This window comes from Pseudomonas arsenicoxydans, assembly GCF_006438915.1.
In the GTDB taxonomy this organism is placed as follows: Bacteria; Pseudomonadota; Gammaproteobacteria; order Pseudomonadales; family Pseudomonadaceae; genus Aquipseudomonas; species Aquipseudomonas arsenicoxydans_A.
The window spans coordinates 217,010-229,186 of the sequence record NZ_RCZE01000004.1 but is presented as its reverse complement, the minus strand read 5'-3'; the positions used below and the strand labels follow the sequence as shown (position 1 = coordinate 229,186).

Genomic DNA, 12,177 nt, shown 5'->3' with positions numbered 1-12,177 from the left:
AAAACGGTGCCATCCGCCTGTGCGGTTTGGGCTTGTAAAATCGTGCTGGGTTCAACCAAAAACAGGCAATAAAGCGCTTGAGTTTCTGGTCTGAAATGTGGTTGGGCTTTTTAGCCAAAACCCTACATGTAGGGGTTTTTTGGCGCCGGGGTACAAGATAGTGCGTTTTGGGAGGTGTTGCAACGTGCTACCTGTGGATAAACCTGTGTGTAAATTGTGTGTGAAAGGTGGAACTGGCGTGCAGGCCGCGACCTAGCTGGATCGAGCCGTTTTTCATCGAATTTCAACGATTGAAAACAGCCGTTTGGATTTTTAAGGGCGCGAACCCTATCACAAAAAACCGGGTTGTCCGAACGCATTTACCGGCTTGTGTTCTCGACGGGTGGCGTTTATACAATCGCCCCATGGTTATGCATTCTTATCCTCCCCAATCATTACAAAAAGACGGGCGGATCCTTCCTTATAAGTGTTGTTGGCAAGCAGAGGTCACCGTGGAGCAAGAAGCCTGGCAGGTATTGATTGTGGAGGACGACCAGCGTCTGGCCGAACTGACCCGCGACTACCTGGAAGCCAATGGCCTGCGCGTTTCAATCGAAGGCAACGGTGCGCTGGCGGCGGCACGCATCATTAAAGAGAAACCGGACCTGGTGATTCTCGACCTGATGCTGCCGGGCGAAGACGGCCTGAGCATTTGCCGCAAGGTCCGCGACAAATATGACGGCCCGATCCTGATGCTCACCGCTCGCACCGACGACACCGACCAGATTCTCGGCCTCGACCTCGGTGCCGACGACTACGTCTGTAAACCCGTGCGCCCGCGCCTGTTGCTGGCGCGCATCCAGGCCCTGTTGCGCCGTAGCGAAGCCCCTGAGGCCACCCCGGAAATACAACGGCGTCTGCAGTTTGGTCCGCTGGTGGTGGACAACGCATTGCGTGAAGCCTGGTTGAATGACAACGGCATCGAGCTGACCAGCGCCGAGTTCGACCTGCTCTGGCTGCTGGTCGCCAATGCGGGGCGCATCCTGTCGCGGGAAGAGATATTTACCGCCTTGCGTGGCATCGGTTATGACGGCCAGGACCGTTCCATCGACGTGCGTATCTCGCGCATCCGCCCGAAAATCGGCGATGACCCCGAGCACCCGCGACTGATCAAAACCATTCGCAGCAAGGGGTATCTGTTCGTGCCCGAAGCCTGCGTAGACCCGTCGCTGTGAATTCGATCTTCCTGCGCATTTATGGCGGCATGTGTGCGGCGCTGGTGTTGGTCGCAGTGCTCGGCGTGCTGGCGTTGCACCTGCTCAACGAAGTTCGCAGCGAGCAATACCGCGAGCGTCTGGCCCACGGTACGTTTTCGTTGATGGCCGACAACCTCAAGCCGATGAACGAAACCGAGCGTCACCGCGCGTTGCTGGTCTGGGAGCGCTTGCTCGGCATTCCACTGGCGCTGACCACGTTCGCCCAGACCGGCCTCGACCTCACCCAGCGAACCCGCGTGCTGCGTGGTCAGGCGCTGGTGGAGCAGACCGGCCCGCACGCGGCCAAGGTCTATCGACTGGTCAGTGACAAGGAACAGTTGGTGCTCACCGGCGAGGTGCAGCAGATCAGCGAACAATTGGCCCGTGCCACTATTTATTTGCTGGTAGATGAGCTGGTGCGCTACCCGGTGGCGGAGCAACCCGAGCGGCTGGCGCAGTTGAAAGAAGACAAAGGTTTTGGTTTCGACTTGCGCCTGGTCAAGGTCGAGCAGGCGGACATGGACGAAGACCAGAGCCGCCGGGTCTCCGAGGGCGACACGGTAATGGCGCTGGGCAAGGGCGGCGACTCGATCCGGGTGTTTGCCGGCATGGTCGGGACGCCGTGGGTGCTGGAGATCGGCCCGCTGTACCAGATGAATCCTTATCCACCTGAATGGCTGGTGTTGATCGCGGCGCTCGGATTGAGCCTGATCGGTTTGATCGTCTACCTGTTGGTACGGCAACTGGAGCGGCGTTTGCGCGGACTGGAAGCGGCCGCCACGCGCATCGCCAAGGGCAGCCTGGAAACTCGCGTGCCGGCGCGCGGTGCCGACTCGGTGGGGCGATTGGCCGCGGCGTTCAACGGCATGGCCGAGCACTTGCAGCAATTGCTGGCGATCCAGCGCGAACTGGTGCGCGCGGTGTCCCACGAGTTGCGCACACCCGTGGCGCGCCTGCGTTTCGGCCTGGAGATGATCGGCTCGGCCACCACGCCGCAGCAGCTGGAAAAATACCGCGAAGGCATGGACCACGACATCGAGGATCTCGACAAACTGGTTGATGAGATGCTGACCTACGCGCGGCTGGAGCAGGGTTCGCCGGCACTGAATTTCCAGCGGATCGATCTGGACGCGCTGGTCAATCAAGTGATCGAAGAACTGGCGCCATTACGCGCTGAGGTCACGGTTCAACGAGGGTTGTGTTTGTCGGCGGCGGATTGTGATGACGCCTGGGTCGAGGCGGAACCGCGTTACTTGCATCGGGCCATCCAGAACCTCGTCAGCAACGCCATGCGCCACGCCTCGTCGCGAGTGACCGTGAGTTATCAGGTGGGGCAGCAGCGTTGCCGGGTGGACGTCGAGGATGACGGGCCTGGGGTGCCGGAGTTGGCCTGGGAGCGGATTTTCACGCCGTTCCTGCGCCTGGATGACAGCCGTACCCGCGCGTCGGGCGGGCATGGGTTGGGGTTGTCCATCGTGCGCAGGATTATTCATTGGCATGACGGACGGGCGTTGATCAGCAAGAGCAAGAGCCTGGGTGGGGCGTGTTTCAGCCTGAGTTGGCCGCGGAGCCAGGAGAAGCGCTGAGGTTTGCGGTGAATGATAGGCCGCCTTCGCGAGCAAGCCCGCTCCCACATTTAATCTCATTCCTCCTGAAGGAACTCGGTCAAATGTGGGAGCGGGCTTGCTCGCGAAGGGGCCGGCCAAGCCACCAAAGATCTTCAGGCCTTGATACTGACCAGACTCAACAACTGCCCATCCATCACCCCAAACTGCGCTTCCAGCTCCGTGCCATTGCGCCACTCGGCAGACAAATCCGTCAGCAACCGCAACCGCACTTCACCGGCCTCGGTCCATTCCAGGACCTCGGCATGTTCAAAATAAAAGCGCTGCTGAACAATCGGGTACAGCGCCTTGAACAAACTTTCCTTCACCGAAAACGTCAACGTCACCCGCAGCGCCAGATCATCACGACGACCGGCCGCCATACGCTGCAACTCCGGTGGCGTGAGGATTTCTCCGGCCAGGCGCTCGGCCCGTTCCGGGTTGAGCAGGTTTTCCAGATCCATCCCCAACCCGCGCCAATCGGTTTTCCTTGCGACAATTGCCGCCGCCCGGCCGGTGCTGTGGGTGATGGAGCCGGCAATGTGCGCGGGCCACACCGGCGCCCGGTCTTCGCCGATGGCCGGGATAAAACTCAGGCCTTCCAATTGTTGCAGCGCGGCCCGAGCGCACACGCGTCCAGCAAGAAACTCGGCCTGGCGCTTGGCGACCGAGCGCTGAATGCTCGCCGGCGGCTCGATGGCGCTGCGCCGGAAATCATCGCTGGCCAGTTGCGAGCTGTTGAAGTGGGTGCTCAGCAACACCGTATCGGGCAGCACAAACGGCAGCGGCCAATGGGCATCGAGCGGGGTGCAGCAGACGGGTAGGGCGGGGGTGGGATTCATGTCGGGCATTTTGCCGGGTTGCTCTCGGGCTGGGTAGTAGCAAGGTTCAGATTGGCGGCGCGGCCTTCGCGAGCAAGCCCGCTCCCACATTCGATCGCATTTCTCCAATAGGAACCCGGTCAAATGTGGGAGCGGGCTTGCTCGCGAATGGCCGCCCCGTGGTCTTCCTGACTAACCAAATATCTTTTTGAAAAACGCCTGCATGTCCGCCCAGGAACGCTCATCCGCCGCCTTGTTGTACCCGATATCCGGCCCACCATGGTCGCCATGGCTCAACCGGTCCGCATCCGGATTACTGAACCCATGCTTGGCGCCCTCAAGGTTGACGAATGTATAGTCAGCCCCAGCCTTGTCCATTTCAGCCTTGAACGCCGCCACGGCATCCGGCGTGACCATACTGTCCATCGCTCCATGCTCCACCAGGATTTTCGCTTTCACATGGCCGGGGGTGGCTGGCGTATTGGTTGCCAGTGCACCGTGGAAACTCACCACACCCAGCAGCGGGGCACCCTGGCGTGCCGCATTCAGCACCACACCGCCGCCAAAGCAGTAACCAATTGCCGCGACTTTTTGCGGGTCGGTTTGCGGTTGTTGTTTCAACTGTTCAAGTCCGGCCTGAAAACGCGCAGCGGCCGCCGAGCTGTCTTTCAGCACTTCTTGCATGAACGCCATCGCGTCCTTCGGATGCTCGGTGTTCTTGCCGCCGCCATACATGTCGATGGCCAGCGCGCTGTAGCCCAGGCCGGCGAGGTCTCGGGCGCGGCGCTTGGCGTAGTCGTTCAGCCCCCAGAACTCATGCACCACCACCACGCCGGGACGTGGGCCTTTAATGGCGTCATCGTAGGCGTAGTAGCCGATCATTTTTGTGCCGTCGGGACTTTGATAGGGAATTTCCTGAGTCTTGATGGCGGCTTGGGTCAGCCCGCTCAACACCAGCAAACAGAGGGCCAGGAATACGCGCATGGTCGGATCTCCTGCAATTGAGTCATCAGAATAGCCAGGTCGATCTGGTTCAGCTCAGGTTCAGACTGCGTTCAGGGGCAGTTCAGGGGCAGGTGAGTAAGGTGGCTCCGTACCCAAAGCACCTGCGCATGAGGAAACTCCCTAATGACTGGCTTTAAAAACCTGATTCTGGCTTTCACTGTCCTGAGCGCCAGCACCGCTGCGCTTGCCTCTGATGACATCATCGCCAGCCTTGCTCTTGGGAAGACCAACGAGAAAGTCAAAAGATCCCTCACACTGAACAGCTTCAGCACGGTCAGCACCGTGGGTCATGAAAGTGCCTGGAGCGCGCATTTGGGCCAACCCGCAACCCCGGCCGATTACTGCGCCGGTTACGCCAACGTGTCGGTCTCGCACAATGGCATTAAACTCAGTCAGCAAGATTTGATGGGCCGCTATGATCTGTCCTGACCGTTGGATGCGCCGTTGTGCCATTGGAGATGTCGTTTTGCCCGGGAGAGCGTTATGAAACTGCTGGTCGTCGAAGATGAAGCGCTGTTGCGCCATCACCTGCAAACCCGCCTCACCGAAAGTGGCCACGTGGTTGAATCCGTGGCCAATGCCGAAGAGGCGCTGTATCAGACCGGACAGTTCAACTTTGACCTGGCGGTGATCGACCTCGGCCTGCCGGGCATGGGCGGGCTCGACCTGATCCGTCAACTGCGCACGCAGGGCAAGACCTTTCCGATCCTGATCCTCACCGCGCGCGGCAACTGGCAGGACAAGGTCGAGGGCCTCGCCGCCGGCGCCGATGATTACGTGGTCAAGCCGTTCCAGTTCGAAGAACTTGACGCGCGCCTGAATGCCTTGCTGCGCCGTTCCAGCGGTTTCACCCAGTCGACCATCGTCGCCGGGCCGCTGCTGCTGGACCTCAATCGCAAGCAAGCCTCCCTCGATGAACAACCGTTGGCGCTGACCGCGTATGAATACCGGATCCTCGAATACCTCATGCGTCATCATCAGCAAGTGGTGGCCAAGGACCGCTTGATGGAACAGCTCTACCCCGATGACGACGAGCGCGATCCGAACGTCATCGAAGTGCTGGTCGGCCGTCTGCGCCGCAAACTCGAGGGTCCGGGCGGGTTCAAGCCGATCGACACCGTGCGCGGCCTCGGCTACCTGTTCAATGAGCGCTGCACTTGATTCGTTCCCTTCGTGTCCGCTTGATGCTTGCCGCCACGCTGTTGGCGGTGTTGTTCATGTTGGCGTTACTGCCGGCGATGCAGGGCGCGTTCAGCCTCGCGTTACAGGATTCGATCGAGCAACGCCTGGCTTCGGACGTCACTACGCTGATCTCCGCCGCACGGGTGGAAAACAACTCCCTGCAAATGCCGGTGCAATTGCCCGATGAACGCTTCAACCTGACCGACAGCCGTTTGCTCGGCTATATCTTCGACCGTGAAGGTCACCTGGTCTGGCGGTCGAAAGCCACCGGGCAAGAGCTGATCAACTACAAGCCGCGTTACGACGGCCGCGGCAATGAGTTCGCACGCATTCGCGAGGCCAATGGGCAGGAATTCTTCGTCTATGACGTTGAGGTCAAGCTGCTCGGCGGCAAAAGCGCGGCGTTCAGCATCGTCACGCTGCAACCGGTGCGCGAGTACGAAAACACCCTCGAAGGCCTGCGCGAAAACCTCTACCTAGGTTTCGGCGCAGCCTTGCTGGTGTTGCTGTCGTTGCTATGGATCGGCCTGACCTGGGGCTTGCAAGCCTTGCGTCGGCTTAGTCAGGAACTCGACGAAATCGAAAGCGGCACCCTCGAAAGCCTCAGCGAACAACACCCGCGCGAACTGCTGCGCCTGACCGGTTCCCTCAACCGCTTGCTGCACAGCGAACGCGAACAGCGCAGCCGTTACCGCGACTCTCTCGACGACCTCGCCCACAGCCTGAAAACCCCGCTGACCGTGCTGCAAGGCGTCAGCGAAGACATGGCCCAGCGCCCGGAAAACCGTGATCAGGCCTGGGTGCTGCAAACCCAGATCGAACGCATGAGCCAACAAATCAGCTATCAACTGCAACGCGCCAGCCTGCGTAAAAGCGGCCTGGTGCGTCACCAAGTGCGTTTGCAACCGGTGCTGAAAAGCCTGTGCGACACGCTGGACAAGGTCTACCGCGACAAACGCGTACGCGTCGCTTTCGATCTGCCGCAGCCGTGTTACGTGCCGATCGAGCAGGGCGCCTTACTGGAAATGATGGGCAACCTGCTGGAAAACGCCTATCGGCTGTGCCTGGGTGAAGTGCGCATCAGTGTGCGTGAAACCCTGAGCGGGGTGGAGTTGTGTGTGGAAGACGACGGGCCGGGTGTGCCGGCGGATCAGCGGGCGCGGATTCTTGAACGGGGGGAGCGGCTGGATCGCCAGCATCCGGGGCAGGGGATTGGGTTAGCGGTGGTCAAGGACATTATCGAGAGCTACAGCGCGAAGTTGACGCTGGGGGATTCGCCGATGGGCGGGGCGGCGTTTCGGATTCATTTTCCGGTGGTTTGACCCAAAGGTTGGCTGTGTTCTTTCGGACCCCTTCGCGAGCAAGCCAGCTCCCACATTCGACCGGGTTCGTTCGGGGGAACGCGATTAAATGTGGGAGCGGGCTTGCTCGCGAAGGGGCCAGCCCATCCACCACAAAGCCCACAGTGTGAACAATAAACAGAGCTGTTTAAAAGACACCTCCAGACACTCTCTCAGGCTACACATCCTTGCGCCGTTGCCTACGACTACGCCAGAATCCGCCGGCTTGTGCGTCTAAGGCTTGGGTCCTATCGTTATCCCGTCGCTGACCAATCAGCGGTCGGGTTTAGCAGCCTGGGTCATCTCTAGACGTACAACGTCAGTCGTCGATTTTATGGCGGCTTTGCGTGGGGCACTTCGGTGCGCCGGGTTCTAGAGTCCTGGTCTGCTAACCCGCGCATAGCCGCCACCCGTTTTTCGTTTAGCAGCGATGAGTAGCGGCTCCATAACTCTAGGAGCTTCAAATGTTCAAGATCACGCCCAACCCGCCGGAAACCGACACCGACGACGTCTCCCCCTACGAAACCCCCGAGTCCAAAAAACTCAACAAAGCCGCCGACCGCGCCCTCGATTACTACCTCAAACCGGTCATTCCCAAAGACGCCCCGCGTAAACCCAGCACGATCTACTTCGTCGGGCCCGACACCAATGATGAAACCCTGCTGGTCAGCGCCTGTGAAACCATGGCGTCGGCGAGTGTGATGCTCAGTGAGTTTGCGGGGCAGGTGGAGGGGACACAGCGCAACACGGTGCTGGGGATTGCGCAGGTGGTGATGCTGGGAGAACTGGCGGTGAACCGGATGCTGGACAGGCTTGATCCGCCGTAGCAGTTATTGAGTCAGGTAGACCGCGTCATCGTTCTTCGCGGGCAAGCCTGCTCCCACATTCGACCGAGTTCCTTCAGTGGGAATGCGATTAAATGTGGGAGCGGGCTTGCTCGCGAAGGGGTCAGCCGCGTCAACGCAAAAATCAATTCTCCTGTGCGCGATAAGCCCCAGGCGTCACCCCGGTCCATTTCTTGAACGCCCGATGAAACGCCGAAGGCTCGGAAAACCCCAGCTGTTCAGCAATCTGCTGCAACGACAAATCCGCCCGCCCCAGGTGATAAATCGCGATATCGCGCCTTAGCTGATCCTTCAATTCCTGAAAACTCGAGCCTTCCTCGCGCAAATGCCGACGCAAGGTCTGCGGGCTGATGTGCATGTGCGCGGCCACCGCTTCCAGGTCCGGCCAGCGTGCGCTGTCACGGCTGAGCAAGCGGCGCAGTTGGCTGCTCAGGCTGTCGCCATCATCCGGGCGCGACAGCAGGTCGGCGGGGGAGTGTTCGAGGAAATGCTTGAGGGTGCGTTCGTCCTGCAACAGCGGCATGTTCAGGTAGCGACTGTGAAACAGCAGGCTGCTCTGGGCTGAGGAAAACACCATCGGGCAGGGGAACAGCAAGTCGTACTCGGCGCCGTGTTCGGGTCTGGGATAACTGAACGTCGCCTGCTCCAGGCGTATGCGCTGGCCGATCAGCCAACTGCCGAGCCGATGCCAGACCATCAACTGGCTTTCGGTGAGGAAATGGTCCGGGTCCTGGAACTTCGAATCATCCAGGCTCAAGCGGATCATTTCGCCTTCGCGGCTCAGGGTCAGACGCGGACCCTCGGGGAATAAGCTATAAAACAATAAGCCGCGATGCAGTGCTTTTTCCAGATTGCGGCAGTGGATCACTGCGTGGCACATCATGGCGAAGCTGCCGGTTTTACTCGGGACCGGCCCGAACCCGAGGTATTCGTCATCCAGTGCCAGCCACAGACCCTGGATCAAACGGGTGAACTGCTCAGGTGCAATACGCGCACGCGGTTCGTCCAGCAGCTCGGGGCTGATGCCCAGTTGCTGCAACAGGTCTGAATAGTCATAACCCAGCCGGCGTGCGCCACCGAGGACGGCACGGGCGAAATGACTGGCGATGGTGCGTTCGCGCATAGAAGGCAGGTCCGTCCATTGAACGACGGATGGTAGCCGCGCTGACCGGTGACGAACAAGGCGGATATCCGCCAAATTGCGGGACGAGGTTTGGTGGATGGGCGGAAATCCGCCACATCGGTGCCACCGTTCAGTGACGAAGAAAAACCTGTAACCCTTGATGTCAAAAGGCTTGCTGGCATTTTGGCGAAGGTGGCACGGGCCTTGCGATACAACGAGCAGATGCCTGCCGTCGCGCGGCTCGAAAAACAAATCCCTCCAGAAGCAGGAGGGTTCGCAATTCAGGTGTCATGGACAACAGATGGATGTTGTCACCGGGCACTCTTGAGGAACTTTGCAATGACGACTCGTCAGCCACTGTACAAATCCCTGTATTTCCAGGTGATCGTTGCCATCGTTATCGGCGTTTTGATCGGTCACTTTTATCCGCAGACTGGTGTGGCCCTCAAGCCGCTGGGTGACGGGTTCATCAAGCTGATCAAAATGATCATCGCCCCGATCATCTTCTGTACCGTGGTCAGCGGTATCGCCGGCATGCAGGACATGAAATCGGTCGGCAAGACCGGCGGTTACGCGCTGCTGTACTTCGAAATCGTTTCGACCATCGCATTGCTGGTCGGTCTGGTGGTGGTCAACATTGTCCAGCCGGGTGCCGGCATGCACATCGACGTGACCACGCTGGATGCCTCCAAAGTCGCTCAATACGTGGCGGCCGGCGCTGATCAAAGCGTGGTTGGCTTCCTGCTGAACGTGATCCCGAACACCATCTTCGGCGCGTTCGCCACCGGCGATATCCTGCAAGTGCTGATGTTCTCGGTGATCTTCGGTTTCGCCCTGCATCGCCTGGGCGCTTATGGCCGTCCGATCCTGGACTTCATCGATCGCTTCGCTCACGTGATGTTCAACATCATCAACATGATCATGAAGCTCGCGCCTATCGGTGCCTTCGGCGCCATGGCGTTCACCATTGGTGCCTACGGTGTCGGCTCGCTGGTGCAACTGGGTCAACTGATGGCCTGCTTCTACATCACGTGCGTCGTGTTCGTGCTGGTCGTTCTGGGCGGCATTGCTCGCGCTCACGGCTTCAGCGTGCTGAAAGTGATTCGCTACATCCGTGAAGAACTGCTGATTGTGCTGGGTACGTCCTCCTCGGAATCGGTACTGCCACGCATGCTGATCAAGATGGAGCGTCTGGGCGCGCAAAAATCCGTTGTGGGTCTGGTGATCCCGACCGGTTACTCGTTCAACCTCGACGGCACCGCGATCTACCTGACCATGGCGGCCGTGTTCATCGCTCAGGCGACCGACACCCACATGGACATCACTCACCAGATCACGCTGTTGGTGGTGTTGCTGCTGTCCTCCAAAGGCGCTGCTGGCGTGACCGGTAGTGGTTTCATCGTGTTGGCCGCTACCTTGTCGGCTGTCGGCCACCTGCCGGTTGCCGGCCTGGCGCTGATCCTCGGTATCGACCGCTTCATGTCTGAAGCCCGCGCCCTGACCAACCTGGTGGGTAACGCCGTTGCCACCCTGGTCGTGGCCAAGTGGGTCAAGGAACTGGACGTTGACGTGATGCACGCTGAACTGGCTTCTGGCGGGCGTGGCATCTCCGACGAACGCGTAGAAGACGACCTGGGCGTGGCCGAAGGCCCAACCCCAAGCAACGTCAAGTAAGACGTGTTGTAGTGAAAAACCCGCTTCGGCGGGTTTTTTCTTGTCCGGGATTTGAGCGTAACGGTCACCTTTGCTGACACTTCGGGTGATTGCTGCAATGCCAATGGCTGCCTAGGCTGGAGGCATCGTTCACGGAGATCATTCATGCTCGGGCCACTGGCATCACTCAAGGTACTGGATTTTTCGACGCTTCTGCCGGGGCCGTTTGCCTCGTTGTTGCTGGCGGACATGGGGGCCGAGGTACTGCGCATCGAATCACCCACGCGCATGGACTTGCTGCGGGTGCTGCCACCGCATGATCAGGGTGTTTCCGCCAGTCACGCCTACCTCAATCGCAACAAGCGCAGCCTGGCGCTCGACCTCAAGCAGCCCGAGGCGCTGGAGGTGATCAAGCAGTTGCTGGCGGACTACGACATCGTGCTCGAACAGTTCCGCCCCGGCGTGATGGAACGCCTTGGGCTGGGGTACGAAGCCTTGAAGGCGATCAATCCGAAGCTGATCTACGTATCGATCACCGGTTACGGCCAGACCGGCCCCTACAAAGACCGCGCCGGCCACGACATCAACTACCTGGCGCTGGCGGGACTGGCCAGCTATACCGGTCGCGCCGACAGCGGGCCGCTGCCATTGGGCATGCAGGTGGCGGATGTTGCCGGGGGCTCGCTGCACGGGGTCATCGGCCTGCTTGCGGCGGTAATCGCCCGGCAGCAAACCGGGCAGGGCCAGCACCTGGACGTGAGCATGACCGATTGCGCGTTCAGCCTGAACGCCATGGCCGGCGCCGGGTACCTGGCCTGCGGCGTGGAGTCGGGCAGGGAAGACCAGATGCTCAATGGTGGCAGCTTTTATGACTATTACCGCTCGCGGGACGGGCGCTGGTTGTCGGTGGGCAGCCTGGAGCCGGCGTTCATGAAGCCACTGTGTACGGCGTTGGGGCTGGAGGAGTTGTCGCCCTTGGGCTTGTCGCCAAAACCTGCGGACCAGAAAAAGCTCAAGGACGCGCTGAAGACTGAGTTCGAGAAACATGACTTTGGCGAGTTGTGCGGCTTGTTTGCAGAACTGGATGCGTGTGTCGAGCCGGTGTTGAATCTGGGCGAGGCGATTGCGCATCCGCAGTTGAAGGCGCGGGAGTTGGTGACTGAAGTGCCGCGTGGGGATGGGACGACTCAGGCACAGATGGCGTGTCCGTTGAAGTTTTCGGATGGCTTGCCTGAGCCACGGCATATCGGTGCGGCGCTGGGGCAGCATACGGATCAGGTGTTGGGGGAGTTGGGGTTTAGTGCGCAGCGGATCGAAGCATTGCGGTGTGCCAAGGTGGTTGTGTAGCGACTTTTAGGGCCTCTTCGCG

General features: G+C 60.0%; 11 protein-coding genes. 8 read left to right on the top strand and 3 right to left on the bottom strand.

Annotation, left to right across the window (positions count from 1 at the left end; all coding sequences use genetic code 11):
• Nucleotides 1-491: 491 nt before the first annotated feature.
• On the top strand, nucleotides 492-1,214 hold the full coding sequence (locus EAH78_RS10085) for a response regulator (RefSeq protein ID WP_140667420.1): 723 nt from the start codon (nucleotides 492-494) through the stop codon (nucleotides 1,212-1,214).
• The gene (locus EAH78_RS10080) at nucleotides 1,211-2,821 is read left to right on the top strand and encodes an ATP-binding protein (RefSeq protein ID WP_140667419.1); all 1,611 of its coding nucleotides are present in this window, start codon (nucleotides 1,211-1,213) and stop codon (nucleotides 2,819-2,821) included. The genes EAH78_RS10085 and EAH78_RS10080 overlap by 4 nt, the downstream gene beginning before the upstream one ends.
• A 134-nt stretch (nucleotides 2,822-2,955) precedes the next feature.
• Here EAH78_RS10080 and EAH78_RS10075 read toward each other — a convergent pair whose 3' ends face one another.
• Together EAH78_RS10075 and EAH78_RS10070 are read right to left on the bottom strand one after the other, a co-directional pair.
• A complete protein-coding gene (locus EAH78_RS10075) occupies nucleotides 2,956-3,681 on the bottom strand; it encodes a 4'-phosphopantetheinyl transferase family protein (RefSeq protein ID WP_205017962.1) in 726 nt (241 codons plus the stop codon).
• A 171-nt stretch (nucleotides 3,682-3,852) separates the two neighbouring features.
• Nucleotides 3,853-4,644, bottom strand: a complete 792-nt coding sequence (locus EAH78_RS10070) for a dienelactone hydrolase family protein (protein ID WP_140667417.1) — start codon at nucleotides 4,642-4,644, stop codon at nucleotides 3,853-3,855.
• Nucleotides 4,645-4,788: 144 nt separating this feature from the next.
• Between EAH78_RS10070 and EAH78_RS10065 the strand changes: the two genes are divergently transcribed.
• From EAH78_RS10065 to EAH78_RS10045, 4 genes are all read left to right on the top strand, one after another.
• On the top strand, nucleotides 4,789-5,094 hold the full coding sequence (locus EAH78_RS10065; RefSeq protein ID WP_140667416.1) for a hypothetical protein: 306 nt from the start codon (nucleotides 4,789-4,791) through the stop codon (nucleotides 5,092-5,094).
• Nucleotides 5,095-5,148: 54 nt separating this feature from the next.
• Nucleotides 5,149-5,826, top strand: a complete 678-nt coding sequence (locus EAH78_RS10060) for a response regulator transcription factor (RefSeq protein ID WP_140667415.1) — start codon at nucleotides 5,149-5,151, stop codon at nucleotides 5,824-5,826.
• Nucleotides 5,823-7,169, top strand: coding sequence for an ATP-binding protein (locus tag EAH78_RS10055; protein ID WP_140667414.1), 1,347 nt, complete (start codon nucleotides 5,823-5,825; stop codon nucleotides 7,167-7,169). The genes EAH78_RS10060 and EAH78_RS10055 overlap by 4 nt, the downstream gene beginning before the upstream one ends.
• Before the next feature lie 482 nt (nucleotides 7,170-7,651).
• The gene (locus tag EAH78_RS10045; protein ID WP_140667412.1) at nucleotides 7,652-8,014 is read left to right on the top strand and encodes a DUF6124 family protein; all 363 of its coding nucleotides are present in this window, start codon (nucleotides 7,652-7,654) and stop codon (nucleotides 8,012-8,014) included.
• A 142-nt stretch (nucleotides 8,015-8,156) separates the two neighbouring features.
• On the opposite strand, the gene EAH78_RS10040 is transcribed toward EAH78_RS10045, so the two are convergent.
• Nucleotides 8,157-9,155, bottom strand: a complete 999-nt coding sequence (locus tag EAH78_RS10040) for an AraC family transcriptional regulator (protein WP_140667411.1) — start codon at nucleotides 9,153-9,155, stop codon at nucleotides 8,157-8,159.
• Between the two features lie 339 nt (nucleotides 9,156-9,494).
• Here EAH78_RS10040 and EAH78_RS10035 point away from each other — a divergent pair, with 339 nt between their 5' ends.
• Together EAH78_RS10035 and EAH78_RS10030 are read left to right on the top strand one after the other, a co-directional pair.
• Entirely contained in the window at nucleotides 9,495-10,829 is a 1,335-nt protein-coding gene (locus EAH78_RS10035; RefSeq protein WP_140667410.1) for a dicarboxylate/amino acid:cation symporter, read from the top strand.
• Nucleotides 10,830-10,973: 144 nt separating this feature from the next.
• Complete coding sequence (locus EAH78_RS10030; RefSeq protein ID WP_140667409.1) at nucleotides 10,974-12,155, top strand: CaiB/BaiF CoA transferase family protein; 1,182 nt, start codon at nucleotides 10,974-10,976, stop codon at nucleotides 12,153-12,155.
• Nucleotides 12,156-12,177 lie beyond the last annotated feature (22 nt).

What these genes read in the sequence shown, in the direction of transcription:
- EAH78_RS10075 (WP_205017962.1), bottom strand. Translation starts at nt 3,681, where the DNA reads ATGAATCCCACCCCCGCCCTACCCGTCTGCTGCACCCCGCTCGATGCC.
- EAH78_RS10070 (WP_140667417.1), bottom strand. Translation starts at nt 4,644, where the DNA reads ATGCGCGTATTCCTGGCCCTCTGTTTGCTGGTGTTGAGCGGGCTGACC.
- EAH78_RS10065 (WP_140667416.1), top strand. Translation starts at nt 4,789, where the DNA reads ATGACTGGCTTTAAAAACCTGATTCTGGCTTTCACTGTCCTGAGCGCC.
- EAH78_RS10060 (WP_140667415.1), top strand. Translation starts at nt 5,149, where the DNA reads ATGAAACTGCTGGTCGTCGAAGATGAAGCGCTGTTGCGCCATCACCTG.
- EAH78_RS10045 (WP_140667412.1), top strand. Translation starts at nt 7,652, where the DNA reads ATGTTCAAGATCACGCCCAACCCGCCGGAAACCGACACCGACGACGTC.
- EAH78_RS10040 (WP_140667411.1), bottom strand. Translation starts at nt 9,155, where the DNA reads ATGCGCGAACGCACCATCGCCAGTCATTTCGCCCGTGCCGTCCTCGGT.
- EAH78_RS10035 (WP_140667410.1), top strand. Translation starts at nt 9,495, where the DNA reads ATGACGACTCGTCAGCCACTGTACAAATCCCTGTATTTCCAGGTGATC.
- EAH78_RS10030 (WP_140667409.1), top strand. Translation starts at nt 10,974, where the DNA reads ATGCTCGGGCCACTGGCATCACTCAAGGTACTGGATTTTTCGACGCTT.